Genomic DNA, 23109 nt, shown 5'->3' on the forward strand with positions numbered 1-23109 from the left:
AAATCAGGGCTTGCGCGCCTGTCCCACTTCGGCGATCGCATCCTGGAACTCGGCCAGGTCTTCGAAATTCTTGTAGACGGAAGCGAAGCGGATGTAGGCGATCTTGTCGAGGCGCTTCAATTCCTGCATGACGAGTTCGCCGATATAGCCGGAATCGACTTCGCGCAAGCCGCTGGTCAGCAGTTTTTCCTGGATGGACGCGATGGCCGTGTCCACTGAGGCGGCCGCGACGGGGCGCTTGCGCAAGGCCAGCATCAAACTGCCGCGCAACTTATCCGCAGCGAACTCCGTCCGGCTGCCATTCTTTTTGACGACGGCCGGCATGATAAGTTCAATGCGCTCATAGGTGGTGAAGCGCTTGTCGCATTTGCTGCAGCGGCGGCGGCGCCGTATGGCATCCCATTCCTCCGATACGCGCGTATCGAGAACCTGGGTGTCGCCGTGCTGGCAAAATGGACATTTCATGTGGCGGATACAACTTTATAGTAGTGAATGACGGAAAATCGCCGCTCTTAAATTAAAGGGCGCCCGAATCACTCCGGGCGCCCATGGGCACAACGGAATGTGTCAGACAGAATCTTACTCTGTATGACACATTCTGGACAAATAATTATGCGGCGTAGACCGGGTGCGCGTCGGCCAGCACTTTCACGGCCGCTTTCACGCGCTCGATGGTGGCGGCGTCATGCGGATTGTCCAGCACGTCGGCGATCAGGTTGCCCACTTCTTCCGCTTGCGCTTCCTTGAAACCGCGCGTCGTCATCGCCGGGCTGCCCAGGCGGATGCCCGAGGTGACGAATGGCTTTTGCGGGTCGTTCGGGATGCCGTTCTTGTTGCAGGTGATGTGCGCGGAACCGAGGATGGCTTCGGCTTCCTTGCCCGTCAGGTTCTTGGCGCGCAGGTCGACCAGCATGACGTGCGATTCGGTGCCGCCGGAAACGATGCGCAGGCCGCGCTTGATCAGAGTTTTCGCCAGCACGTCGGCGTTCTTGATCACTTGCTTCTGGTAGTCGACGAATTCAGGGCTCAGCGCTTCCTTGAAGGCGACGGCCTTGCCGGCGATCACGTGCATCAGCGGGCCGCCCTGGATGCCGGGGAAGATGGCCGAGTTGATGGCTTTTTCGTGCTCGGCCTTCATCAGGATGATGCCGCCGCGCGGGCCGCGCAGCGATTTGTGCGTGGTCGAGGTGACGAAGTCGGCGAATGGCACCGGGTTCGGGTACAGGCCGGCGGCGATCAGGCCGGCGTAGTGGGCCATGTCGACCATGAAGTAGGCGCCCACTTCCTTGGCGATCTTGCTGAAACGCTCGAAGTCGATCTTTTTCGAGAATGCGGACGCGCCGGCGATGATCAGCTTGGGCTTGCGTTCGCGCGCCAGGCGTTCCATGGCCTCGTAGTCGATGTCTTCTTCCGCCGTCAAGCCGTAGGACACGACGTCGAACCATTTGCCGGACATGTTCAGCGGCATGCCGTGCGTCAGGTGGCCGCCTTCGGCCAGCGACATACCCATGATCAGGTCGCCTGGTTTCAGCATGGCGAAGAACACGCCCTGGTTCGCTTGCGAGCCCGAGTTCGGCTGCACGTTCGCGCATTCGGCGCCGAACAGCTGTTTCACGCGGTCGATCGCCAGTTGCTCGGCCACGTCGACGTATTCGCAGCCGCCGTAGTAGCGCTTGCCTGGATAGCCTTCGGCATACTTGTTCGTCAGTTGCGAACCTTGCGCTTCCATCACGGCTGGCGAGGTGTAGTTTTCCGACGCGATCAACTCGATGTGATCGTGCTGGCGCACGTTTTCTTTTTGAATGACGGCGAACAATTCAGGATCGACGTTGGCGAGGGTGTGATCTTTTGCAAACATGTAAAAACTCCAAGTATGAGGGTGCTTGTACTGGCAGGTTGGATCGAATGAGGGGAGCCGGCGTTAAGTGAATAACAACATTGGACAGGCAGCCTCTTCGTGCTTTTCCATAGTGGCTACCCAGGCGAACGGCTGATGAAAAATCTCACGTTTCCCGGTGGGTGTCCACCTTTCGCCGGTAAGCGGACCGCCACACTGTGGAGATCGCTTCGACTTTTCGCCAGTCACGTGAGACGTAATGGAAATCAAATTGTAAGTTAAGTGCTCAAATTGAGCAAGGAATGCAACGGTGCGGCTATAATCGCCGCGCGCCATGCAAGCCCGGGCACGCCGCAGCATCAACCGGGCCGCTACGCCAGTTCTTAAGCTGAACTTAAACCTGGCTGCGGCATGTAAGCGTATGTTACGAAGCTTGCCATTGGACACCCCAGACTTACAATGCTGCGGTGCAACTTGCATGCTGCTTTTGCATGGCATTCAGGCAAGCGCCTCAAGTCACAAGAAGAAAAATCGCGTAAAATGTTGCTCAATCTCACTACTGGCGCAATAAACATGCCTTCAGTCTTTACCTGGAACGTACGTGTCTACTATGAAGACACCGACGCCGGTGGCATCGTTTACTACGCAAACTACCTGAAGTTCTTTGAGCGCGCGCGCACAGAATGGCTGCGCGCCATCGAGGTAGGCCAGCAGGAACTGCTGCAACAGCATGACGCGATGTTCGTTGTCAAAAGCGTCAACGCCGACTATCATGCGCCGGCCAGACTCGATGACACGATAAGATTAACCTTAAGCATAGAGAAAATGGGGCGCGCCTCCATCGTTTTCCTGCAACAAGCCTGGTGCGGCGACAGCCTGCTCAATACGGCCCGCGTCAAGATCGGCTGCGTCGACTCGGCACTGCGCCCGCGCGCCGTGCCTGATGCAGTGGCGGTCCGCATGCGCGCCGCCTGAGCCCTACCCGCCACCCCCGGACAATTCACCAACAGACTGCCAGCCAATGAACGTTACACAAGATCTTTCTTTCCTCGCGCTCATCTCCAATGCCCACCTGATCGTGCAATTGATCATGGCCCTGCTGTTGCTGATCTCCCTCACCAGCTGGACCTACATTTTCCGCAAGATGTTTGCGGTACGTCAGGCCCGCAAGCAAACCATCGAATTTGAACGCAGCTTCTGGGCCGGCGGCAACCTGCATGCGCTGCACCAGAGCGCCAACGGCAACCGCGACCAGAGCGGCGCGCTGGCCCGCATCTTCGATGCCGGCATGGGCGAATTCATCAAGGGCAAGGCATCGTACGGTTCGCGCGAAGCGCTCGACGTCGGCGCCGTGCTCGACGGCGCCCGCCGCGCCATGCGCGCCGCCTTCCAGCGCGAAATGGACGTGCTCGAATCGCACCTGGCCTTCCTCGCGTCCGTCGGCTCCGTCTCGCCGTACATCGGCCTGCTCGGCACCGTGTGGGGCATCATGAACGCCTTCCGCGGCCTGGCCAACGTGCAGCAAGCCACGCTGGCCGCCGTCGCGCCCGGCATTGCCGAAGCGCTGATTGCCACCGCCATCGGCCTGTTCGCGGCCATTCCCGCCGTCGTGGCCTACAACCGTTTCTCGCATGACATCGACCGCCTGGCGATCCGCTTCGAAAGCTTCGTCGAGGAATTCTCCAACATCCTGCAGCGCCAGTCGCGCTAAGAGGGAGCAGCGTCCATGGGCTCTTCATTCAATAGCGGCGGCATGCGCGGCGGCCGAGGCCGCAAGTTCAAGTCGGAAATCAACGTCGTGCCATATATCGACGTGATGCTGGTACTGCTGATCATTTTCATGGTGATGCCGTCGTCGAACAATCCCAGCGTGGTGAACCTGCCCAACGCGGAAAAGACGGCGAAACCGCCCGATGACTATATCCAGATCGTGCTCAAGCCGAACGGCTCGCTGTCGATCGGCGTGATCGGCAAGGAACAGCTGGCGCCGGAAACGGAACCGAACCGCGACGCCCTGCTGCGCAAGCTGCGTGGCTTGCACGAGACCAATCCCGACTATCCCGTGCTGATCGCGGGCGACAAGGAAAGCAAGTACGACGATGTGATCCAGCTGATTTCGGAAGCGAAAAAGATGGGCATCACCCGGGTTGGCCTGGCCACCAAGTAAGCGCACTCTCACGTATCCAGACTTGACTGTTTTTAGATAGACTTGACTTTGCAGACCAAACAAATCGACCATGTACTCGGCAAGCCCTACAGCGTGCCGCGCGAACGCAGCCGCTGGCCCTCACTGGGCCTGGCGCTGGCGATGCATCTTGGCCTGCTGTTTTTCCTGTGGGTGGGCGTACACTGGCAAAATACGGAACCTGTGGCCGTGGAAGCGGAAGTGTGGGACCTGAAGGTGCAGACGGCCGCGCCGCCGCCCGAGGTGGCGACGGAACCGGAGCCGACGCCTGCCCCGCCGCTGGAACCGGAAGTCGAACGGCCCGCCCCGCCGCCACCGCCGCCGGTGGCAGCGCCCGAGCCGAAGGTCGACCTGCGCGAGGCGGAAATCGCCCTCGAGCGCAAGAAGGCCAAGCTGAAGGAAGAAAAGGACAAAGCGGCCGCGGAAGAGCGCCGCAAGCAGGAACAGAAGGAACGCGAAGAAGAAAAACGCGAGCTGGAAAAACAGAAGCAGAAGGAAAAAGACAAGGCTGAGAAGCTCGAGAAGGAAAAGGCCGACAAGCTGGAGAAGGCCAAGCTCGAGAAAGAGAAAGAGAAAGCCCAGGAAAAAGCCGAGAAGGAATTGGCGGACAAGAAAGCCGCGGCGGAAAAAGCCGCCAAGGCCAAGAAAGCGGCAGAAGAGAAAAAAGCCGCCGACAAGGCACGTGCCGCCGAAATGAGCCGCATCACGGGCGCGGCAGGTGCCGGCACGACGGGCACGGCCGAGAAATCGACCGCGCCACGCAAGGACAGCGGCTATGTCGCTGCCCTGACGAGCAAGATCAAGAGCAATATCGCGTACAGCGGTAGTACGGACGTGCCGGGCAACCCGCGCGCCGTGTTCAAGATCGAGCAACTGCCAACTGGGGAAATTATTTCGGTCCGGAAGATCAAAAGTAGCGGCCTGCCGGCGTATGACAGCTCGGTGGAAAACGCCATTAATAAATCGTCGCCACTGCCGAAGAAAAAAGACGGCACGGTGGAACGCGAGATTGAACTCATATTCGAGATGAAGGATTTGCCTAAATGATGATCATGAAAAAAATGAGCTATGTCGTGCTCTGCGCCAGCCTGGTGCTGGGCGCCACGGCTGCCCAGGCGCAACTGCGCGTGGAAATTACCGGGATCGGCAGCAACCAGATCCCCGTTACCATCGCCCCGTTCGTCAATGAAGCGGCGGCGCCGCAATCGCTGTCGGGCATCATCAAGGCCGACCTGGCGCGCAGCGGCGTGTTCAAGCTGATCGACACCGATGCGCCGATCGCCGAAACGGCCCCCGTCAGCTACGATCAGTGGAAGTCGCGCGGCGCCGATGCGCTGGCGGCCGGCAGCGTGCAAAGCATGGCCGATGGCCGCCTGGACGTGCGTTACAAACTGTTCGACACCATCAAGGGCGCCCAGCTGTCGAGCATGAACAATGCGGCCGCGCCGCAGTTCAACCGCTTGTTGGCGCACAAGATCGCCGATGACATCTATGAAAAGCTGACGGGCACCAAGGGCGCGTTCGCCACGCGCATCGCCTATGTCACGCAGTCGGGCCGCGAATACCGCCTGGAAATCGCCGACGCCGACGGCGAAGGCATCCAGGTCGCCCTGCGCTCGCACGAGCCGATCATTTCGCCGGCCTGGTCGCCGGACGGCACCAAGGTGGCGTATGTCTCGTTTGAAAAACGCAAGCCCATCGTCTACGTGCAAAACCTGGTGACGCGCCAGCGCACCATCGTGTCGAACGAAAAAGGCAGCAATTCGGCGCCGAGCTGGAGCCCGGACGGCTCGCGCCTGGCCGTGGCCCTGTCGCGCGACGGACATACCCAGGTCTACATCATGAACGCCGATGGCGGTGGCTTGCGCCGCCTGACCACCAGCAGCGGCATCGATACGGAACCCCAATTCTCGGCCGATGGCCAAAGCATCTACTTCACCAGTGATCGCAGCGGCGGACCACAAATCTACCGCATGCCCGTCAGTGGCGGCGAAGCCAAGCGCGTGACGTTTGGCGGCTCCTACAACACCAGCCCGCGGATTTCGTCCGACGGGAAGACACTCGCTTATATTTCCCGTCGCGACGGCAATTTCCAGCTCTACGCGCTTGACCTGGCTAGTGGCCAGGACTTGCGCCTGTCGGACACCGCCAACGACGAATCACCGAGCTTTTCGCCCAACGGGAAATATATTATGTACGCGACCGAATCCGGGCGACGCAAGTCGCTGGCGGTAGTTTCGGTGGATGGCCGCGTCAAGCAGCGTCTGACCACGCAAGCTGGCAATATCAAGGAGCCCACCTGGGGTCCTTTCATGAAGTAATGCAGTACGTTTTACCTTAACCACGACCCGGAGAATAAAAATGAGTAACTTTAAAAGTTTAGCTTTCATCGCAGCTACTGCAGCCCTGTTGTCGGCTTGCAGCACCCCTGTCAAACTGGCAGAAACCCCAGTCGTCGAGCGCGCTCCTGAAAAAACCGCGCCACCAGCAGACGTACGCGAAGTCAACACCGTTGTTGCTGAAACCGTTGACCCGCTGAACGATCCAAAAGGCGTGCTGGCTAACCGCAGCGTGTACTTCGACTTCGACAAATACGTCGTGCGTGAATCGGAAACGCCAGTGGTGCAAAACCACGCCGCTTACCTGGTGAAGACCCCAGCACGCAAAGTCATCATCCAAGGCAACACCGATGATCGCGGCGGCGCCGAGTACAACCTGGCCCTGGGTCAGAAACGTGCCGAAGCAGTGCGCAAGTCGATGGCCGCCCTGGGCGTGTCCGACAGCCAGATGGAAGCAGTGTCCTTCGGCAAAGAAAAGCCTAAGGCTCAAGGTAACAACGAAGCAGCATGGGCAGAAAACCGCCGCGCTGACATCGCTTATTGATATCCCGGGTGAGCGCGGCAGGATTGGCGCTTACCTAACTGGCCAGTCATAGGCATAATAATGGGGCGCTGTGCGGATTTTCACCGCCCAGCGCCCCGTTTGCATGTTTGCGTAACTTTTGAAAGCCCGACTCATGATGACATTCTCGAAAGCCGGCGTCGCCGCCGCCCTGCTGGCCGCCTTTGCCGCCCTGCCCCTGCACGCCAACGCGGCCCTGTTCGACGACGACGAAGCACGCAAGGCCATCCTGGAGCTGCGCTCCAAGGTCGACGCGCTGGCGCGGGACATGAATAGCCGCATCGACACGAAAGCGGACAAGACCAGCACCTTGAGCCTGATCAACCAGCACGACCAGACCATGCAGGAGATCGCCCGCCTGCGCGGCCAGATCGAAGTGCTGGGCAATGACCTGGCCAACGCGCAAAAGCGCCAGAAGGATTTCTACACCGACCTCGACGCGCGCCTGCGCAAGCTCGAACCGCGCCAGGTCACCATCGACGGCCAGGAAGCGGCCGTGGGCGTCTCCGAGCAAGGCGCGTATGACGCCGCCCTGGGCCTGTTCAAGTCGGGCGACTACAAGGCGGCCGCTACTTCGCTGGACGCCTTCGTCAAGCGCTACCCGGAGTCCGCCTACGCGGCCAACGCGCAATACTGGCTGGGCAACGCCCACTACGCCCAGCGCGACTGCAAGAGCGCCATCAGCGCCCAGCAAGTGGTCGTGAAGAACTACCCGGACAGCCCGAAGGCGGCCGACGCCATGCTCAACATCGCCAGCTGCTACACGGAACTGAAAGACAAGGCCAACGCCACCAAGACTTACAACGCGCTGATCTCGCGCTATCCGGACTCCAGCGCCGCCCAGACGGCCAAGGAACGCGCAGGTAAAAAGTAAAACCGGGGAAAAAGTTGCCCGTTAGGTTTGACAGAATCCCGGGCACCCCCTATAATCTTCCTTCTTCGGGTCGTTAGCTCAGCTGGTAGAGCAGCGGACTTTTAATCCGTTGGTCGCAGGTTCGAATCCCGCACGGCCTACCACGAATACGCAGTACTGATCTGCTTGCGAGTTGTTATAGCAAGCATTTTTTTACCGCACAGTGTTACCGAAGTTGTTGTAAAAGTTTTTGGGTCGTTAGCTCAGCTGGTAGAGCAGCGGACTTTTAATCCGTTGGTCGCAGGTTCGAATCCCGCACGGCCTACCAAATACTATGAAGAAGCCAACCGTTCGCGGTTGGCTTTTTTGTTTTGCGCGCGCACTTCCCGGCAATGCAAAAAAACTCTGGCGCCCACATCCCTGCAGGCGCATGCCACCCCTCAGGCCGACACCGTCCGCACGCCGGCCTTCGCCATCCAGGCCTGCACCACGCGCCCCAGCGGCACCTCCACCCAACGATAGAACGCGGCACCGGCCGCCAGGCTGGCGCCCCAGGCCGTCAGCATGCCCAGCGCCTGCCATTCCGGCTCGAGCGGGACGTAGCTGGTGAATAATGCATTGACGAGCAGGCTGACGGGAAAGTGCACGAGGAAGACGGCGTACGAGATGCGGCCCAGGGCGTTGATGACGTTCCAGGCGCGTCCACGGGAAGGCGTGCGGGCGCGGCCGAACAGGAACAGCGCGCAGGCGACGATCAGGGCCAGCGCGATGCGGCTGCGATAGTCGATGGCCAGGGCCAGCAGGACGGGCACGGCAGCCAGGGCCATGAGCACGGTCATGGCGCCGGGCTGGCGTTTAGGGTCGCTGGCCCACCAGGCCAGCATGCCCAGGCCATAGCTGCCGAAGAAGTACGGCGCCCAGTTATCCCAGCCGGCATCGAGATTGAAGTACAGCAGGGAAAGAATGATGCCCACGGTGACGGTCAGCGGCATCAGCCAGCCCGGCCGCCGCTGACCCGCCAGGCGGCCGCCCAGCCACAGCAGCAACACCGTCAGCAGGTATAGCTGGAAATCGATGGCCACATACCAGGCGCCAGCCGACAGCGATTCATAGCCGAGCACGCCATGCAGCAGCAAGGCATGGGCGCTGAGCTGGCCCAGGGTGACGGCGGCCGACATGGAATCGTGCATCATCCAGATGCCGGCCACGGGGGTAGCGACGGCGGCAAGCAGGGTGGCGGCCAGGAATGGCGGCGCCAGCTTGGCATAGCGGCGCCAGATGGCTTGCAAGGGAGAATCGATGCCAGGAAGAGCCGCAGGAGCAAGGGACTTGGCGACGAGAAAGCCGCCGATGACGAGGAACACTTGCACGGCGATGCGCGCGCTGCCGCCCAGCCAGTCCAGCAAGTCGGGCCACAGCGGTTGCACGTAATCGGACATGGGGCCGTAAAACGCCAGATGGTGCAGCACGATCAATTGCGCCGCGCCCGCCTTCAACAGATTAATCCAGCCAAACTGCGCGCGCAGCACCTTGTCCGCGTCGATTCCTGCCACTGCCTTCATCCACAACCCTTGCCATACAGCCACTTTTCAACAACACAATCCCAGACAAGCGCGTTGCCGATGATTTTGCCGACCGGCCGACATCATAGCCGAGGTTGACAGGTTGCGTCGCCGCGCATCGCCGTACGGCAAGCCGCAGGTGCTACGCGCCGCCCTGCCCGCCAAACTCCTGCAGCAGCGGCTGCTGTGCGAGGATGGCATCGAGCAAGCCGGGAAAGCGGCTCTCGATATCGGCGCGGCGCAGGGTGTTCATATGCGTGGTGCCCGCGTTTTCCGTGTAGACGAGGCCCGCTTCGCGCAAGACCTTGAAGTGGTGGGAAACGGTCGATTTCGGCCGTCCGCCGTCCAGGTCGCCGCACGCGGCCGCGTCGACGCGGGCCAGGTGGCGCACGATGTCGAGGCGAATCGAGTCGCTCAAGGCGTAGAGCACGCGCTCGAGGACGAATTCGCTGGCGGGGGGATGTTTGTGTGGACGCATGAGCAGAATCATACAGCATCGGCTATACTAATTCCATTATTCGAATATTTACGAACTACCGAATCAGCATTTTCCAAACATTTCCACCAACAAACACAAAGGCCACCATGTCCGCCCTCTTCCAGCCCTACACCCTCAAAGACATCACCGTGCGCAACCGCATCGCCGTGCCACCCATGTGCCAATACATGGCCGTCGATGGCCAGGCCAACGACTGGCACCTGTCGCATTACGCCGGCATGGCGCGCGGCGGCGCCGGCCTGGTGATCGTCGAAGCAACCGCCGTGGCGCCGGAAGGCCGCATCACGCCCGGCTGCACCGGCATCTGGAACGATGATCTGGCGCAAGCCTTTGTCCCCGTCGTGAAAGCCATCAAGGCGGCCGGTGCCGTGCCCGGCATCCAGATCGCCCACGCGGGCCGCAAGGCCAGCGCCAACCGCCCATGGGAAGGCGACGACCATATTGTTGACGGCGACGCGCGCGGCTGGCAAACCATCGCCCCTTCCGCCATCGCCTTTGGCGGCGGCCTGCCGAAGGTGCCGCGCGCCATGGACCTCGACGATATCGCCCGCGTGCGCCAGAATTTCGTCGACGCCGCCGTGCGGGCCCGTGAAGTGGGCTTCGAATGGCTGGAACTGCACTTCGCCCACGGTTACCTGGCGCAAAGCTTCTTTTCCGCCCACTCGAACCAGCGCTACGATATCTACGGCGGCAGCCTGGAAAACCGCAGCCGCTTCTTGCTGGAAACATTGAAAGCCGTGCGTGAAGTGTGGCCTGAGCACCTGCCGCTGACGATCCGCTTCGGCGTGCTGGAATTCGACGGCCGCGACGAGCAAACCCTGCTCGAATCGATCGGCCTGGTACGCCAGTTCAAGGATGCCGGCATGGACATGATCAGCGTCAGCATGGGCTTTACCATTCCCGACGTGACCATCCCGTGGGGCCCGGCCTTCATGGGCCCGATCGCCGAGCGCGTGCGCCGCGAAGCGGGCGTACCCGTCTCGTCGGCCTGGGGCTTCGGCACGCCGGCCATTGCCGAACGCGTCGTCAAGGAAGAGCAGCTGGACCTGGTGATGGTCGGCAAGGCACACCTGGCCAATCCGCACTGGGCCTACTTTGCCGCCAAGGAATTGAAAGTCGAGCGCGCCTCGTGGACCCTGCCGGCGCCCTACGCGCACTGGCTGGAACGCTATTGATCGCCCTTCGCCTTCACGTTTGCCGGATGCCCTTCCAGGGGCAGTTCCGGCAAGAACAGCAAGGCGACCAGCCCCACTAGCAGCAGCACGGCGCCGGCGCCAAACACGCTGGCGATCGCATGGCGGTAGACTTCCACCGTCTGTGCCGCCGCGTGCGCGCCCAGCGCCGAGACGGCTTCCACGCCGTGCCGGTGCAGCTGGTGCGCAAGGATGGCGCCCGACGCCGTCACGCCCAGCAAGCCGCCCAGCGAGCGGAAGAAGGCCAGCATGGCCGTGCCCACGCCGCGCCGCGCCAATGGCAGGGCATTCTGCACGGCGACCGTCATGTTCGGCATCACCAAGCCCAGGCCCGTGCCGAGGAAGAAGATGGCCGGCTCGATGACCCAGTAACCGCGCGACGTTTCCATGGCCCAGGCCAGCACGGCAAACGCCACGACCGCCACGCCCAGCCCCATCACCTGCACCATCTTGTACCTGCCCGAGCGCGACAGTACCCGGCCGTTGAACATCGACGATGCCACCAGCCCCACCATCATGGCCACCGTCATCACGCCGGACTCCGCCGGACTCGTCCCCATCACCAGCTGGAAGAACAGGGGAAAGAAGACGCTGGCGCCCATCAGGCCCATGAACGTCACGGCCATCACCAGGCTGGCGATATTGAAGGTGCGGTTCTCGAACAGGTCGGGCGGCAGCACGGGTTCATCCACCCTGCCCACGTGGAACGCCAGCCAGATCCCCAGCAGCACGGCGACACCGCCGCACACCTTGATGGCCTGCGCATCCCACGGCCACTCGGTGCCGCCCAGCGCCAGCACCAGCAGCGCCGCCGTGACGGCACCCGTCAGCAAGGCAGAACCCAGGTAGTCGATCCGGTGCGCATGCGCGGGCGCGGGTTTGCGCATGGCGCGCGCGATGATGACAAAGGCGACCGCGCCCACGGGCAGGTTCACGAAGAAAATCCAGTGCCACGACAGCGCGTCCGTGATGACGCCGCCCAGCACGGGGCCCAGCACGCTGGTGACGGCAAACACGATGGGCACCATGCCCTGCCGCTTGCCCCGCTCGGCCGGCGGCACGATATCGCCGATGATGATTTGCGCCAGCGGCATGAAGCCGCCCGCGCCGAGGCCCTGGATGGCGCGGAAGACGATCAGTTCCGTCATGTTCTGCGCCAGCCCGCACAGCACGGAACCGAGCAGGAAGGTCAGCAAGGCCGTGAAGATCATGGGACGGCGGCCATACTGGTCGGCCAGCTTGCCGTACAGCGGCATGGTGGCCGTCGAGGCCAGCACATACGCCGTCACCACCCACGACAGGTGCGCCATGCCGCCCAGGTCGTCGACGATGCGCGGCAGGGCCGTGGCGACGATGCTCTGGTCCAGCGCGCCCAGGCCCAGCACGGCCATCAGGCCCAGGTAGGTGGCGCGCACTTCGCGCTCCGTCAGCGGCGCCTCTGCGCCTGCGGGTTTGGCGGGGCTGCTCATGCCTGGCCAATCTCGAGCAGCGGCTGCATGGCGGCGGCCAGCGCCTCCATCTGCTGCGGCGTCAGGCGGGCGATGCGCCGCGCCAGCGCATCGCGGCGGCGCGCGCGCAGGGTCTCGAGGATGGCCTCGCCTTGCGCCGACACATGCAGGCCGGAACGGCGCCGGTCCTGCGGATCGGGCGCGCTGCGCTCGACGAGTCCCGCCTCGGCCAAAGACTTGATCTGCGCGCTGACGGTGGGCCCGCGCACATTCTGCAGGCGCGCCAGCGCGGCCACGCCGATGCCGGGCTGCTCGTGGATCAGGGCCAGCAGCATGTATTGCATCATCGACACGCCGCTCTCCAGCTCGCCCCCTTCGCGCTGCATCGAGCGCAGCAGGCGCTTGAACGCCGTGCGCAATTCATCGGACAGCGCCAGCGCGCGTTCGGGGATGGGAAGATCTTCAGTATCAGGCATGGGATGATATAAATAGGTAGGCTATCTATCCATATTAGGCCGCATGTGAACGCCACGCAAGGCTTTTTTGCACCCATGCCCCGCCTGGCCCTTCCCAAAACCACCTTTGGCCGTCATAATAGCCGCCCTTGGGTCGTTAGCTCAGCTGGTAGAGCAGCGGACTTTTAATCCGTTGGTCGCAGGTTCGAATCCCGCACGGCCTACCAAGAATTTGCAGTCCGTTTGCATGCCGCCATGGCAAGCACGCACAGCACAGCGTTACCGCAGCAAGCAGTCAAAGTTTTGGGTCGTTAGCTCAGCTGGTAGAGCAGCGGACTTTTAATCCGTTGGTCGCAGGTTCGAATCCCGCACGGCCTACCAAATACTTCAGAGAAGCCCACGAATTCCGGTTCGTGGGCTTTTTTCTGGTCGCTCTCTGGTCACGCCCTCGCTTCTCGCAAGCATCGATTTGTCACCAGCTAACTAGCCTTCGAATTGTGTCAGTCAGGCTAGTTTCCGTAGGCGACGTAAATACTGCAAGAGGTATGCTTAATGCCCCACAAACCTCGCGAGCATGCGCCTCTTCTTCCGCTGCAAGCGCCCGAATAGAATCTGGCGTCGTGTGGACTCCGTCGCGCTGCAGGAGGCGTGCCGCAATTCTGTCGGCCTCCTCACATAGCAAAATAACCCCAGACAATTTCAAGGCGGAGAAGACTCCCGCCTCCAAGCGTATGAAGTCGCCATTAGGCGCGCGAAGGACAAAGTGCCCATCCAGCAATAAAGCCTGCCCAGAATCACGCAACCGTTCGACAGCTTGAATTAGTGCGCGCTGATTATCATCAACATCTGTGACGACTTTATCCGCCCCCCATGACTCGCGCCCCTTCTCCTCTCGAATAAGTTGGCTAGCGGTCAAATGAAGCACACCGAGCCCAGTAGACACCAGCGCACCTAGGTGCCCCTTTCCAACTCCGTGAACTCCTGCAAGAAATATTACCGTCATGACTTCCTCCTTTTGACTAGCAATTTCTCTAACTTCTTCAATTCATCAGGCGTCAAGTATCGGAATGATTGTGGCGGAGTGAATTTAGAAAAAATAATGCGGGGCTCAATCCGGCTGTTAAATTGACGAACTTTTCCCAGCATAAATGCGAAACCTGTTTTCTTTCCACTGTAATAATTCCTTAATTCACTGCGAGTAAGACCACCGCCGTTATCTCTAGCTATTTCCCATAGGCGAGATACACTTGCTTCGATTACCTCGACGATTTCGACCAATGCAACAATGGCCTGAATAGGCGAAGACGAATAGATCGCCATAGCTTTAATAGCCTGAGTCGGTGCGGCACGGCGCAACTCCACGCGCTTGCTTCCCGCAAGAATAAGATCAGCATATCGAGGTTTAATCGAAATGAGTATTGAACTACCAGTTGGAGATTGAGAACAATTTTGAGAAGGAATCATCTGAGATTTTTGTAATAGACTGAGGAGGAGCAGAGACAATGCCCTCGCTTATTAACGATCTAAGCGCCACTGGCTCGGGGAAGTGACCGACCAACCGGAAAAGAATAACTTTGGTGGGGGTATGCGCCATTAGTTCGATATCTTTTTGACTGTAGACCGTTCTACGCCGCACGACCTGCATGATCTTTGCCGCATCTTTGTGAACCACATAGCATTCGACAACGCCAATTGATGTTGCTGCCATTTCGTCGACAGTCCGGTAAAAGATCACCACATCGCCGGCCTTCACTTGGTTGGTGGGTGCTTTGCATAGGTATGCCTGCTTGATAGCATTTCCAGCTGTCGAACCGGAGGAAAATAGTTGGGCCTGCCTCGCTAGATCAGGAAAAAGAATCTGATGGAACTGCGGCTGAATAGGGATCAAAAACTTCTGCACAGATTCATCGCGACGAAAGTGGGGGAAATACAGACGTACGTAATCGAGCGCCGGCAGTGTGGACTCCGGCGGCTTAACTGGATGTTCCTTAACTAGCACTATATCTGCGCCATACATCCCATTCTTCTGAAATCCGAAGTCCTCAAGCAACGCTAGTAAATAGATTTGCCCAGAACCAGTATGAACAAATATATTCTCACATCGATTTTCCGTCGCAAAGCGAAAAGCCGCCTTAAGGAACAACTCGCCGATCTTTCTTCCCCGAATTTTCTCGCCTACCTTGAATGTACAGAGCTTAAGCGACGATCCATTCAGTTGCGTATGAGAGTCATTAATGACCTCATCCGTTTGAATCGCGTAAATACAGATTGCCTCAAGTTGCCCACCATCAGAACGGGCGACCCACGCTTTCCTTCCCATCTGCGCTTTTTCACGAAACCACGCGTTAAAACTCCGGGAAGGCGTATCATAACTCTCCCGAAGACTATCAAATAGCGCAGAGTCTAGATGATTAGTGAGTTCATACAGGTGCACATCATCAATATTGGGGAGTTGAACCTCCGAGGGCTCGTGGAGCCGTCGAAGCCAGTCCTCGGCAGTTTGAATATTATAGACCCGGCTACCCAGCCCTGATTGCCGTGCTTTATTGTGAATCTCACGATCCTCAGTAACTAGCGCGTGAACAGCAGAGCACTCAAGCGAATAAAGAATGTCGTTATCACAGGCATCGTTGGCTGAAGTCTCGTTCGTATTGCAAGGGCTTAACGGAACACCATCAAGCCGGGCGTACTGAGCTAACCGTGCAAGCGTTCGATCTCGTCTTTCTTTATCTTTGTCGCGCTTGATATCGATTTCGGAGGCAGGATGATAAAGAAGCTGATGCCCACCTGCATTCGCCAAACGGGCAAAATTGGCGAGACTAGGCTCAAGCACCACCATCGAATCCTGAAGTGGTATCAAAATATTAGTATCAAGCAAGAAACGCAAGCGCTGATTCAAGATTTATCTCTCAGTATTTACTCTGCATCTTAATATTTATCGATTATATCCACGGAGCGCTGTAGATAACTTCGCGTAACAACTTGACTGAATTAATCGCCACTCTCTCCAATTCAGTTTCATAAACTTCTGGGTTTTCGATAATTTTTTTATCATTCCAAGGATCGTCTACGTGCACCCAAGAATTTCTATACTTTCTCAAAGAATGCAAATCATTTCTAAGTCTTGACGTCCCGGGGAGGCGATCTATTAAATCTACAAGACGCTCCTTCCCGCTAACCGAGTGCTCGGCACGTAAATAAGTCTCTATTGCCGAGACGGTAGTAAGGATCGAGGCCAAATGAGCGCCGTTTACGAAAGCAATATCGGCCTACTGGATAATAAATGAGCACCATTCCGGCAAGACAACCCCACCTTTGAGCAGATCGTCATCCAAAGCTACCAGATAGTCCCAACGTTCGTTTGGTTCCATAAGCAAGTTCAGGTGGCAGCGATTGAGAGGGTATTTAACGAGAATATTAGTAGTGTATCTCAGGCAACCTCCAAAAACGACGCTTGCACAAATATTATTTCAGCAAAAGTTAATCAGTGATAAAAGTCGGCCTGCCGATTCCATCATTTAACCCATCCCAAGGCAGGATCGCTAGGGCTACCGATTGAGATACAAAATCCATTCGCTCATCACCCGCACGGCCTACCAAATACTTCAGAGAAGCCAACCGTTCGCGGTTGGCTTTTTTGTTTTGCGCGCCAGCTACTCCACCCCTTCCCCATACCTGCCCGGCGTCACGCCCATCACGCGCCGGAACATGGCGATGAAGGCGCTGACGTTGTCGTAGCCCAGGTCCAGCGCAATCGTCGTCACGGGCTGGCCCGCAGCCAGCAGTTCCAGGGCGCGCAGGATGCGGGCGCGCTGGCGCCAGGCTGTTGGCGTAAAACCCGTCTCGGCCAGGAAGCGGCGCGCCAGGGTGCGCGGCGAGACGCCGGCCCAGGCGGCCAGCGCATCCACGCCCCGCTCGTCGGCCAGGTCATCGAGCACGGCGCGCGCCACGCGCAACAGGCGCGGGTCCGTGGGTAGCGACAAACCGAAGGGCTCGTGCGGCGCGGCGGCGATCTCGTCGAGTATCACGTCCGCCACGCGGGCTTGCCGCGCATCGAGCGCGCCATCTTCCCAGCTGCTGGCGCGGCCCGCCGCCTCGCGCAGCAGGCCCGAGACGCGCATCACGCAAGGCGCGGCGGGCAAGCTGCGGCAACTGGCCTCGTCCACATACACGCTCCAGCCCGCAAACGGGCCATGCGAACGCAGCGCATGGACGTGATGGGGCGGCACCCACACGCAGTGGCTGGCGGGCACCACCCATTGCCCGCGGTCGGCAGCCACGGAGAGCAGGCCACGCTCGGCGCCGAACAACTGGCCGCTGGCATGGCGGTGCGGCGGCGTCACCCGCTCCTGTGGCTGAGACATGCGCAGGGCGCGCAGCGGCGCCAGCAGCATCGGCGGCAAGATTGGCGGATTTGACGTATCGATAGTCATAAACAACGCAGGCAAGACAATCCCGCCATCATACAGTGGAGTCTTTCCATTACTCAGGAGTACATCATGCGTGCCGAAGACGTGTTACCGGATCAACAAAACCAGGGCCAGTTCAACGGCGTCACCGTGCGCAAGGGCACGGTAGGCGCTTTTCTCGCCAATGCCCGCCTGTGGCTGGACGAGGCCAGCGGCGATGCGGAACGGGCCGTCGCCGAGCGCGACATGCTCGACGCCCTGCCCGCCCTGCACGCGCTGGGACTGTTCGACATCGTGCAAGTGCGCGATGCTGCGCTGCGCGAACTGGTATCGCCATCGGCCAGATAGGCGGCATTGGCTCGTCGCGGGCGCGCATTTCCTCTATCATGCTGCTTTGCCTGACCTTGCTCCCGCCATGCCCTTCACCATCGCCGCCCCCGTCCACAGCGAACTGATCATCAAGAAAAGCCGCTTCATCGGCTGCGTGCAGCCGATGACGGACCGCGCCAGCGCGCAGCAGGTGGTCAACGATTTGAAGGAGCAGCATCCGGGCGCCTGCCATGTGTGCTGGGCGCTGCTGGCGGGCGGACAGTCGGCGGCCGTCGACGATGGCGAACCGAGCGGCACGGCCGGGCGGCCCATGCTCGACGTGCTGCGCCACCAGGATCTCGAAGGCGTGCTGGCCACCGTCGTGCGCTACTTTGGCGGCGTGAAGCTGGGCGCGGGCGGCCTCGTGCGCGCCTACACGGATAGCGTGGCGCAAGCGCTCTTGCTGGCGGAAAAGACGGCCATCGTGCGCCAGAGAAACCTGCGCTGCACGCTGCCGTATGCGATGGAAGGCATGCTGCGCCGCGAACTCGATGCCGCCGGCGCCACCCTGCTCAAGGTGGAACATGGCGAAAACGTGCTGTTCGACTTCAGCCTGGCGGAAGCGGCCGCCACCGCCCTGCTCGCCCACCTGGAGGAAGCGGGCAATGGACGGATCAACTGGCTGGACGCGCAGGATAGCGACGGCCAGCCATAGTCGGCAAGAGCGCTGCCGCTGGCAGTCACCAGTCACAAACCGGGTCTTTATCCGCGCCCGAGGCACGCCTAACGGATTTCTATCTTTTCAACTCTGACATTTTTCAATTGAGTATCACGCAGGGGCTGCATTATGTCGTCAGAAATTAACATTCCGCCAAACTCCGTCCAGGAAATTTCATGGATCACGTTGACGCTGGTGTCGGCATGCCTGCTCCCTCGCCCAAAGCCGAATTTCACGCCGCAGGCAGGGCAAGCCGCAATTTTTGCATCCGCGACTACTGCACCATCCATCATTGCGGGCTGATCGCCAAAGAGCAAAACCCACGGCGCTCCGCCAACAAATGCGCAGTGGCTCTCCATCTTCCTCGAAGAGTCACCGAGATAGACATCGCCGAACCTGAAAAATTCGTTTATGCGCTCCGGCAGCAATTTCCGCAGCCTGGCGGACATGATGGAAGGCGATAGCCGTCCCATTGAAAACATATCTGCTTTTGCAGGAATGCGCTGCTCCACGACCACGGCAAAGTCACCTTCATTCCCGGGCACATAATTTCCGCAGTCTTGACAGATACCCGCACCGACATGCCCGCTCGCCCACGCTTCACTGGCGTCCACCACATCCGTTCCAGAATAATACAGATGCCACATGTATTTTTTCATGGCCTCGCCCTCAAAACCACCAACGTCATGGATAGCGCTGCTCCTGATATCCATTCGTAAACATGTGGAAAATATTGTCCATCTTTCCATCCACATAGCCGAAAAGAATCTGGTATCCGCTAGGGCTTTCCTGACCATGCTCTCGCTGCCGGACCATGATGGACTGGAGGCGATCCCCTTCATACAGGTAATCGTAACGACCTACGCCAAATTTTCCGAAATTAATGTCCTGCGTGATGCGTGCCCCATCGAGAAAACTGAGCATGACATTCCTCAAGCTCCCTCCTGCATTGAAGTGCACGCTTTTCAGCTTGTCCGGTTCATGAAAATAGAAGTTCCTGTTGATGACAGTAGCGGAGCCGCCATGGCTTTCCACCAGGAGTATCCTGTCCTCCCCATCGAAATAGTACACATGAGTATCTTTTAACTTCGCGGGCAGCGCCTTTAGCTCTTTTCCCGGCGTAAAGCCGGCCCGTTGGGCGTCGAATGGCCTGACATTAAACAGCGGTCCTTTGCTGATCTGCGTTCGCGCCACGCGCAGCTTGACGGCCTCTAAATAGGTCGCCATGAAAAAGTCGGATTGCGACGCTATCGCGTGGAATTGCTCGCCCAGTTTTTTGATTTCAGTAATGATATATCGCTCCCGCTACGGCACTTCCAGCAATCAAGCCTGGCGCGGGCGCTTGATCTGCAACAAGATGAAATGAATCCACGCCAGCGCCGGCAGCACCAGCAAGACCAGCATCAGTCCGGCAGCCATGTCCGGCACGAAACGCACGAAGCAGGCGAGGAAGCCGGCGATGGCCAGCCAGAAGCGCCAGTTGAACGCATAGGCCTTGCGCGCCACGGTCGCCAGCGCGATGCGCCAGAATTCCAGCAAGGCCCACAGGCCGCCCGTCAGCAGCAGCGCCGCCAGCGCATTGGCGCCGGGCGCGTCCGCATACGTGCGCACCAGGTTGTACAGCAGCACGGGATAGCCGGCCGTGATGGCCAGGGTGGCGGGGCCGGCGGCGATGACAGCTTCGACCAGCTGCCCTTTGGAACGATGATCCACTGCGACTCCTTAAGCGACCACGCCGGAATGGGCGGCGATCACTTGCAGCGCGCCGGCGGCATTGCGCGCCCACACGCGCGTAAAGCGGAAGTCGCCATGCGTCTCCACATCGTGATAGCTGCCCGTCAACTGCATGCGCACGGATACCACGGCCACGTCGCCGCCGAGGCGCACATGGCGCTCGGACGCGCGCAAGTCCGTGATGGTCAGCAGGCGCTGCTCGTGCGCGGCCAGGTCGGCATGCTTGCTCAGCAAGTGCCCCAGGTGATTCGTAAACAGCAAGTCGTCGCCCAGCAAGTCGTTCAGCACGGCCACGTCCGAGGCCATCATGGCCTGGCGCAGGCGCTCTTCCACATCCAGCACCTGTACTTCCGTCAAAGCATTCATTGTTTTCCTTATCAAGATAACGCGCGCCATAGTAGCAAACGGGGAAAGCATGCTGGCACGAAATAGCCAATTACACAATCATCCGGACGACTTATGCCTGTGGAGCATATTTATATAGCGTAATATTCGCAGCGGTATGGCGCAAAACGTCCCCATAGTACTGTACAGTGCCTGCCCTTCCGCCCTGGACCGGGCCAGGACCGGGCGGATGTTACTTGCAGCAAAGTTCTATAAAATGCCCTCTGCAGCATAAAACCAAGAAAACCAAGATAAGGCCCACTATGGCAATCAACATCATTCTGAACCTGCTCGTTGCACTGATCGTCTTCGCTTTCATGTTCCGCCAGCAAAGCCGCCACGCGACCTTTACCGTGCGCGTCTTCACGGGCCTGGGCCTGGGCGTGCTGCTGGGCGCGGCCGCGCAAGCCATCTATGGCGCCGGCTCGCCCATCATCGCCGGCACCAATGAATACATCGATATCGTCGGCAGCGGCTATGTGAAACTGCTGCAGATGATCATCATGCCGCTGATCATGGTCTCCATCATTTCCGCCATCCTGAAACTCAAGGATGCGAGTTCGCTGGGCAAGATCAGCGCGCTGACCATCGGCACCCTGCTCATCACCACCACCATCGCCGCCGCGCTGGGCATCCTGATGGCCAAGCTGTTCGGCCTGACTGCCGTCGGCCTGACGTCGAGCGCCGCCGAAGTGGCGCGCGGCGTACAGCTGCAAGGTTCGCTGGAAACGGCGAAGGCGCTGTCGCTGCCGAAACTGCTGGTCAGCTTCGTGCCGACCAACCCCTTCCTCGACATGACGGGCGCGCGCAAGACCTCCACCATCGCCGTGGTCGTGTTCTCCATCTTCATCGGCATCTCGGCCACCGGCATCGCCGCGAAGAAGCCGGAAATCTTCGCCTCGTTCGAAAGCTTCATGAAAGTGGCGCACGCCATCGTCATGCGCATGGTCACCCTGGTGCTGCGCCTGACGCCATACGGCGTATTCGCACTGATGTTCGAAGTGGTGGCCTCGTCGAGCTACACGGACATCTTGAAACTGATCAACTTCGTCGTCGCCTCGTACAGCGCGCTGATCTTGATGTTCCTCGTGCACCTGGCCATCATCGCCGGCACGGGCCTGAACCCGCTGCGCTTCCTGAAGAAAGTCTTCCCCGTGCTGGCCTTCGCCTTCACCTCGCGCACCAGCGCCGGCTCGATCCCGATGAGCGTGCAGACGCAGACCCAGCGCCTGGGCACGCCGGAAGGCATCGCCAACTTCGCCGCCTCGTTCGGCTCGACCATCGGCCAGAACGGCTGCGCCGGCATCTATCCTGCCATGCTGGCCGTCATGATCGCGCCCACCGTCGGCGTCGATCCATTTACGATCAGCTTCCTGCTGCCATTGCTGGCCATCATCACCATCGGTTCCGTCGGCGTGGCCGGCGTGGGCGGTGGCGCCACGTTTGCCGCCCTGATCGTGCTGTCGGCGATGGACTTGCCCGTCGCCCTGGCCGGCTTGCTGATCTCCGTCGAGCCGCTGATCGACATGGGCCGCACGGCCCTGAACGTGAGCGGCTCCATCACGGCCGGCACCGTCACCAGCCGCGTCATGGGCCAGACCGACCTGGCCGTCTACAACAGCGACGACGCGCCCGACCTGGACGAAGCGGAACACGCCGCCTAAGCACGAGTCCAGCGGCGCGCCGCGCCTTGCCGCTTTCCTCTATATTTATTCACAACAAATACAGAGGAAGGCGCCAGGCGATGGAACAAAAGTGGCCGCAGCAACTGTGGATCGTGCGTCACGGCCAAAGCGCCGGCAACGTGGCGCGCGATGCCGCCGAAGCGGAAAAACAGCTGTTGATCGCCATCGCCGAGCGCGATGTCGACGTCCCCCTCTCCGACCTGGGCGCGCGCCAGGCGCAAGCGCTCGGCGACTGGTTCGCCGCCCTCCCCCCTGAACAACAACCGACCGTCGTGCTGTATTCGCCGTACGTGCGCGCCCATCAGACGGCGCAAGCCGTGCTGGCGCGGCTGGAGGCGAACAGCCTGAGTTCCGTGGTGGCCGACGAGCGCCTGCGCGAAAAGGAATTCGGCATCCTCGACCGCCTGACCGCGCGCGGCATCGCCAGCAAGTATCCGGAACTGCACGAACAGCGCCAGCACGTGGGCAAGTTCTACTTCCGGCCGCCGGGCGGCGAAAGCTGGTGCGACGTCATTCTGCGCCTGCGCAGCGTGCTCGACACCATCACGCGCGAGTACCGGGGCGAACGGGTGCTGGTCGTCGGCCACCAGGTGATCGTCAATTGCTTCCGCTACCTGCTGGAACGCTGCGACGAGCAAGCCATCCTGGCCATCGACAAGGCCGCCGACGTGCCCAACTGCGGCATCACCTCGTACGCATTCAATCCCGCCCTCGGCAAACAGGGCAAACTGCAACTGGACCTGTGCAACTTCGTCGCGCCGCTGGAAGCGGCCGGCACGCCCGTCACAGCCCAGCCAGACATGCCGGCCGCGCCCAAATCCTGAGCCGCCCCCAGAAGTCACACGAAAATCACTCAGAAACAACAGCCATAAGCATATCCATAAAGAATCGTTCGCCATGGCAACGGCCTGCCGTAAGCTCAATCAAAAGTTTTCAT

Annotated in this window: 26 protein-coding genes, 4 tRNA genes and 1 riboswitch; of the genes, 16 read left to right on the forward strand and 14 right to left on the reverse strand. The window is 60.0% G+C overall.

The window, feature by feature from the left end:
* Nucleotides 1–3 precede the first annotated feature (3 nt).
* Both nrdR and glyA read right to left on the reverse strand, forming a co-directional pair.
* Nucleotides 4–465, reverse strand: coding sequence for a transcriptional regulator NrdR (gene nrdR, locus O0880_RS25140; protein WP_289889288.1), 462 nt, complete (start codon nucleotides 463–465; stop codon nucleotides 4–6).
* Nucleotides 466–610: 145 nt separating this feature from the next.
* Nucleotides 611–1858, reverse strand: coding sequence for a serine hydroxymethyltransferase (gene glyA, locus O0880_RS25145; protein ID WP_071324705.1), 1248 nt, complete (start codon nucleotides 1856–1858; stop codon nucleotides 611–613).
* Nucleotides 1859–1969: 111 nt separating this feature from the next.
* A riboswitch (ZMP/ZTP riboswitch) is annotated at nucleotides 1970–2096 on the reverse strand.
* 314 nt (nucleotides 2097–2410) lie between these two features.
* Here glyA and ybgC point away from each other — a divergent pair.
* The 9 genes from ybgC to O0880_RS25190 all read left to right on the forward strand — a co-directional run bounded on the left by ybgC (nucleotide 2411) and on the right by O0880_RS25190 (nucleotide 8104).
* Complete coding sequence (ybgC, locus tag O0880_RS25150; protein ID WP_289889363.1) at nucleotides 2411–2812, forward strand: tol-pal system-associated acyl-CoA thioesterase; 402 nt, start codon at nucleotides 2411–2413, stop codon at nucleotides 2810–2812.
* A gap of 46 nt (nucleotides 2813–2858) precedes the next feature.
* On the forward strand, nucleotides 2859–3548 hold the full coding sequence (tolQ, locus tag O0880_RS25155; protein ID WP_071324706.1) for a protein TolQ: 690 nt from the start codon (nucleotides 2859–2861) through the stop codon (nucleotides 3546–3548).
* A gap of 15 nt (nucleotides 3549–3563) precedes the next feature.
* Nucleotides 3564–4004 (forward strand): ExbD/TolR family protein, encoded by a 441-nt coding sequence (locus tag O0880_RS25160; RefSeq protein WP_083411949.1) that lies wholly within the window; start codon nucleotides 3564–3566, stop codon nucleotides 4002–4004.
* Nucleotides 4005–4052: 48 nt separating this feature from the next.
* Complete coding sequence (gene tolA, locus O0880_RS25165) at nucleotides 4053–5069, forward strand: cell envelope integrity protein TolA (protein ID WP_289889290.1); 1017 nt, start codon at nucleotides 4053–4055, stop codon at nucleotides 5067–5069.
* The gene (gene tolB, locus O0880_RS25170) at nucleotides 5066–6343 is read left to right on the forward strand and encodes a Tol-Pal system beta propeller repeat protein TolB (RefSeq protein ID WP_083411951.1); all 1278 of its coding nucleotides are present in this window, start codon (nucleotides 5066–5068) and stop codon (nucleotides 6341–6343) included. Before tolA ends, tolB begins: the two co-directional genes overlap by 4 nt.
* A 40-nt stretch (nucleotides 6344–6383) precedes the next feature.
* Nucleotides 6384–6905, forward strand: coding sequence for a peptidoglycan-associated lipoprotein Pal (gene pal / locus O0880_RS25175; protein ID WP_071324708.1), 522 nt, complete (start codon nucleotides 6384–6386; stop codon nucleotides 6903–6905).
* A 133-nt stretch (nucleotides 6906–7038) separates the two neighbouring features.
* Nucleotides 7039–7797, forward strand: coding sequence for a tol-pal system protein YbgF (ybgF, locus tag O0880_RS25180; protein WP_071324709.1), 759 nt, complete (start codon nucleotides 7039–7041; stop codon nucleotides 7795–7797).
* A gap of 67 nt (nucleotides 7798–7864) precedes the next feature.
* Nucleotides 7865–7940: transfer RNA gene (locus O0880_RS25185), tRNA-Lys, on the forward strand.
* A gap of 88 nt (nucleotides 7941–8028) precedes the next feature.
* Nucleotides 8029–8104, forward strand: a tRNA-Lys gene (locus tag O0880_RS25190).
* 112 nt (nucleotides 8105–8216) lie between these two features.
* Here the strand turns inward: O0880_RS25190 and O0880_RS25195 are convergent.
* Both O0880_RS25195 and O0880_RS25200 read right to left on the reverse strand, forming a co-directional pair.
* Nucleotides 8217–9338, reverse strand: coding sequence for an acyltransferase (locus O0880_RS25195; protein ID WP_289889293.1), 1122 nt, complete (start codon nucleotides 9336–9338; stop codon nucleotides 8217–8219).
* Between the two features lie 142 nt (nucleotides 9339–9480).
* Complete coding sequence (locus O0880_RS25200; RefSeq protein WP_071326620.1) at nucleotides 9481–9816, reverse strand: helix-turn-helix domain-containing protein; 336 nt, start codon at nucleotides 9814–9816, stop codon at nucleotides 9481–9483.
* Nucleotides 9817–9923: 107 nt separating this feature from the next.
* Here O0880_RS25200 and O0880_RS25205 point away from each other — a divergent pair, with 107 nt between their 5' ends.
* Nucleotides 9924–11012 (forward strand): NADH:flavin oxidoreductase/NADH oxidase, encoded by a 1089-nt coding sequence (locus O0880_RS25205; protein ID WP_289889294.1) that lies wholly within the window; start codon nucleotides 9924–9926, stop codon nucleotides 11010–11012.
* Here the strand turns inward: O0880_RS25205 and O0880_RS25210 are convergent.
* Together O0880_RS25210 and O0880_RS25215 are read right to left on the reverse strand one after the other, a co-directional pair.
* Entirely contained in the window at nucleotides 11006–12499 is a 1494-nt protein-coding gene (locus tag O0880_RS25210) for an MDR family MFS transporter (RefSeq protein ID WP_289889295.1), read from the reverse strand. The two genes, O0880_RS25205 and O0880_RS25210, sit on opposite strands and share 7 nt — an antisense overlap.
* The gene (locus O0880_RS25215) at nucleotides 12496–12954 is read right to left on the reverse strand and encodes a MarR family transcriptional regulator (protein WP_071324712.1); all 459 of its coding nucleotides are present in this window, start codon (nucleotides 12952–12954) and stop codon (nucleotides 12496–12498) included. The genes O0880_RS25210 and O0880_RS25215 overlap by 4 nt, the downstream gene beginning before the upstream one ends.
* A 130-nt stretch (nucleotides 12955–13084) precedes the next feature.
* Between O0880_RS25215 and O0880_RS25220 the strand changes: the two genes are divergently transcribed.
* Both O0880_RS25220 and O0880_RS25225 read left to right on the forward strand, forming a co-directional pair.
* A tRNA-Lys gene (locus O0880_RS25220) sits at nucleotides 13085–13160 on the forward strand.
* 78 nt (nucleotides 13161–13238) lie between these two features.
* A tRNA-Lys gene (locus O0880_RS25225) sits at nucleotides 13239–13314 on the forward strand.
* 91 nt (nucleotides 13315–13405) lie between these two features.
* Here the strand turns inward: O0880_RS25225 and O0880_RS28145 are convergent.
* The 4 genes from O0880_RS28145 to O0880_RS25240 all read right to left on the reverse strand — a co-directional run bounded on the left by O0880_RS28145 (nucleotide 13406) and on the right by O0880_RS25240 (nucleotide 17327).
* Nucleotides 13406–13936: an ATP-binding protein gene (locus O0880_RS28145; protein ID WP_354669906.1), complete on the reverse strand. Its 531-nt coding sequence runs from the start codon at nucleotides 13934–13936 to the stop codon at nucleotides 13406–13408.
* Complete coding sequence (locus O0880_RS25230) at nucleotides 13933–14397, reverse strand: ASCH domain-containing protein (RefSeq protein ID WP_289889296.1); 465 nt, start codon at nucleotides 14395–14397, stop codon at nucleotides 13933–13935. The genes O0880_RS28145 and O0880_RS25230 overlap by 4 nt, the downstream gene beginning before the upstream one ends.
* A complete protein-coding gene (locus O0880_RS25235) occupies nucleotides 14357–15832 on the reverse strand; it encodes a GNAT family N-acetyltransferase (protein WP_289889297.1) in 1476 nt (491 codons plus the stop codon). The genes O0880_RS25230 and O0880_RS25235 overlap by 41 nt, the downstream gene beginning before the upstream one ends.
* Before the next feature lie 754 nt (nucleotides 15833–16586).
* Complete coding sequence (locus tag O0880_RS25240; protein WP_289889364.1) at nucleotides 16587–17327, reverse strand: helix-turn-helix transcriptional regulator; 741 nt, start codon at nucleotides 17325–17327, stop codon at nucleotides 16587–16589.
* A 105-nt stretch (nucleotides 17328–17432) separates the two neighbouring features.
* On the opposite strand from O0880_RS25240, the gene O0880_RS25245 reads away from it, so the two are divergent.
* The gene (locus O0880_RS25245; RefSeq protein WP_289889298.1) at nucleotides 17433–17690 is read left to right on the forward strand and encodes a hypothetical protein; all 258 of its coding nucleotides are present in this window, start codon (nucleotides 17433–17435) and stop codon (nucleotides 17688–17690) included.
* Nucleotides 17691–17757: 67 nt separating this feature from the next.
* Nucleotides 17758–18366, forward strand: a complete 609-nt coding sequence (locus tag O0880_RS25250) for a YigZ family protein (RefSeq protein ID WP_289889299.1) — start codon at nucleotides 17758–17760, stop codon at nucleotides 18364–18366.
* Between the two features lie 68 nt (nucleotides 18367–18434).
* On the opposite strand, the gene O0880_RS25255 is transcribed toward O0880_RS25250, so the two are convergent.
* The 4 genes from O0880_RS25255 to O0880_RS25270 all read right to left on the reverse strand — a co-directional run bounded on the left by O0880_RS25255 (nucleotide 18435) and on the right by O0880_RS25270 (nucleotide 20469).
* Entirely contained in the window at nucleotides 18435–19028 is a 594-nt protein-coding gene (locus O0880_RS25255; protein ID WP_289889300.1) for a hypothetical protein, read from the reverse strand.
* A 25-nt stretch (nucleotides 19029–19053) separates the two neighbouring features.
* Nucleotides 19054–19596: a hypothetical protein gene (locus O0880_RS25260; protein WP_289889301.1), complete on the reverse strand. Its 543-nt coding sequence runs from the start codon at nucleotides 19594–19596 to the stop codon at nucleotides 19054–19056.
* 96 nt (nucleotides 19597–19692) lie between these two features.
* Nucleotides 19693–20082, reverse strand: a complete 390-nt coding sequence (locus tag O0880_RS25265) for a hypothetical protein (protein ID WP_071324718.1) — start codon at nucleotides 20080–20082, stop codon at nucleotides 19693–19695.
* Between the two features lie 9 nt (nucleotides 20083–20091).
* Nucleotides 20092–20469 (reverse strand): nuclear transport factor 2 family protein, encoded by a 378-nt coding sequence (locus tag O0880_RS25270; RefSeq protein WP_289889303.1) that lies wholly within the window; start codon nucleotides 20467–20469, stop codon nucleotides 20092–20094.
* A gap of 281 nt (nucleotides 20470–20750) precedes the next feature.
* Here O0880_RS25270 and O0880_RS25275 point away from each other — a divergent pair, with 281 nt between their 5' ends.
* A complete protein-coding gene (locus O0880_RS25275; RefSeq protein WP_289889305.1) occupies nucleotides 20751–22151 on the forward strand; it encodes a cation:dicarboxylase symporter family transporter in 1401 nt (466 codons plus the stop codon).
* Nucleotides 22152–22231: 80 nt separating this feature from the next.
* Nucleotides 22232–22996: a histidine phosphatase family protein gene (locus O0880_RS25280; protein WP_289889306.1), complete on the forward strand. Its 765-nt coding sequence runs from the start codon at nucleotides 22232–22234 to the stop codon at nucleotides 22994–22996.
* The last annotated feature ends 113 nt before the right edge of the window (nucleotides 22997–23109 follow it).

Origin of the sequence: Janthinobacterium sp. SUN118 (genome assembly GCF_030397695.1) — a bacterium.
Lineage (GTDB): Bacteria > Pseudomonadota > Gammaproteobacteria > Burkholderiales > Burkholderiaceae_D > Janthinobacterium.

What these genes read in the sequence shown, in the direction of transcription:
- nrdR (WP_289889288.1), bottom strand. Translation starts at nt 465, where the DNA reads ATGAAATGTCCATTTTGCCAGCACGGCGACACCCAGGTTCTCGATACG.
- glyA (WP_071324705.1), bottom strand. Translation starts at nt 1,858, where the DNA reads ATGTTTGCAAAAGATCACACCCTCGCCAACGTCGATCCTGAATTGTTC.
- ybgC (WP_289889363.1), top strand. Translation starts at nt 2,411, where the DNA reads ATGCCTTCAGTCTTTACCTGGAACGTACGTGTCTACTATGAAGACACC.
- tolQ (WP_071324706.1), top strand. Translation starts at nt 2,859, where the DNA reads ATGAACGTTACACAAGATCTTTCTTTCCTCGCGCTCATCTCCAATGCC.
- O0880_RS25160 (WP_083411949.1), top strand. Translation starts at nt 3,564, where the DNA reads ATGGGCTCTTCATTCAATAGCGGCGGCATGCGCGGCGGCCGAGGCCGC.
- tolB (WP_083411951.1), top strand. Translation starts at nt 5,066, where the DNA reads ATGATGATCATGAAAAAAATGAGCTATGTCGTGCTCTGCGCCAGCCTG.
- pal (WP_071324708.1), top strand. Translation starts at nt 6,384, where the DNA reads ATGAGTAACTTTAAAAGTTTAGCTTTCATCGCAGCTACTGCAGCCCTG.
- ybgF (WP_071324709.1), top strand. Translation starts at nt 7,039, where the DNA reads ATGATGACATTCTCGAAAGCCGGCGTCGCCGCCGCCCTGCTGGCCGCC.
- O0880_RS25195 (WP_289889293.1), bottom strand. Translation starts at nt 9,338, where the DNA reads ATGAAGGCAGTGGCAGGAATCGACGCGGACAAGGTGCTGCGCGCGCAG.
- O0880_RS25200 (WP_071326620.1), bottom strand. Translation starts at nt 9,816, where the DNA reads ATGCGTCCACACAAACATCCCCCCGCCAGCGAATTCGTCCTCGAGCGC.
- O0880_RS25205 (WP_289889294.1), top strand. Translation starts at nt 9,924, where the DNA reads ATGTCCGCCCTCTTCCAGCCCTACACCCTCAAAGACATCACCGTGCGC.
- O0880_RS25210 (WP_289889295.1), bottom strand. Translation starts at nt 12,499, where the DNA reads ATGAGCAGCCCCGCCAAACCCGCAGGCGCAGAGGCGCCGCTGACGGAG.
- O0880_RS25215 (WP_071324712.1), bottom strand. Translation starts at nt 12,954, where the DNA reads ATGCCTGATACTGAAGATCTTCCCATCCCCGAACGCGCGCTGGCGCTG.
- O0880_RS28145 (WP_354669906.1), bottom strand. Translation starts at nt 13,936, where the DNA reads ATGACGGTAATATTTCTTGCAGGAGTTCACGGAGTTGGAAAGGGGCAC.
- O0880_RS25230 (WP_289889296.1), bottom strand. Translation starts at nt 14,397, where the DNA reads ATGATTCCTTCTCAAAATTGTTCTCAATCTCCAACTGGTAGTTCAATA.
- O0880_RS25240 (WP_289889364.1), bottom strand. Translation starts at nt 17,327, where the DNA reads ATGCTGCTGGCGCCGCTGCGCGCCCTGCGCATGTCTCAGCCACAGGAG.
- O0880_RS25245 (WP_289889298.1), top strand. Translation starts at nt 17,433, where the DNA reads ATGCGTGCCGAAGACGTGTTACCGGATCAACAAAACCAGGGCCAGTTC.
- O0880_RS25250 (WP_289889299.1), top strand. Translation starts at nt 17,758, where the DNA reads ATGCCCTTCACCATCGCCGCCCCCGTCCACAGCGAACTGATCATCAAG.
- O0880_RS25255 (WP_289889300.1), bottom strand. Translation starts at nt 19,028, where the DNA reads ATGAAAAAATACATGTGGCATCTGTATTATTCTGGAACGGATGTGGTG.
- O0880_RS25260 (WP_289889301.1), bottom strand. Translation starts at nt 19,596, where the DNA reads ATGGCGACCTATTTAGAGGCCGTCAAGCTGCGCGTGGCGCGAACGCAG.
- O0880_RS25270 (WP_289889303.1), bottom strand. Translation starts at nt 20,469, where the DNA reads ATGAATGCTTTGACGGAAGTACAGGTGCTGGATGTGGAAGAGCGCCTG.
- O0880_RS25275 (WP_289889305.1), top strand. Translation starts at nt 20,751, where the DNA reads ATGGCAATCAACATCATTCTGAACCTGCTCGTTGCACTGATCGTCTTC.
- O0880_RS25280 (WP_289889306.1), top strand. Translation starts at nt 22,232, where the DNA reads ATGGAACAAAAGTGGCCGCAGCAACTGTGGATCGTGCGTCACGGCCAA.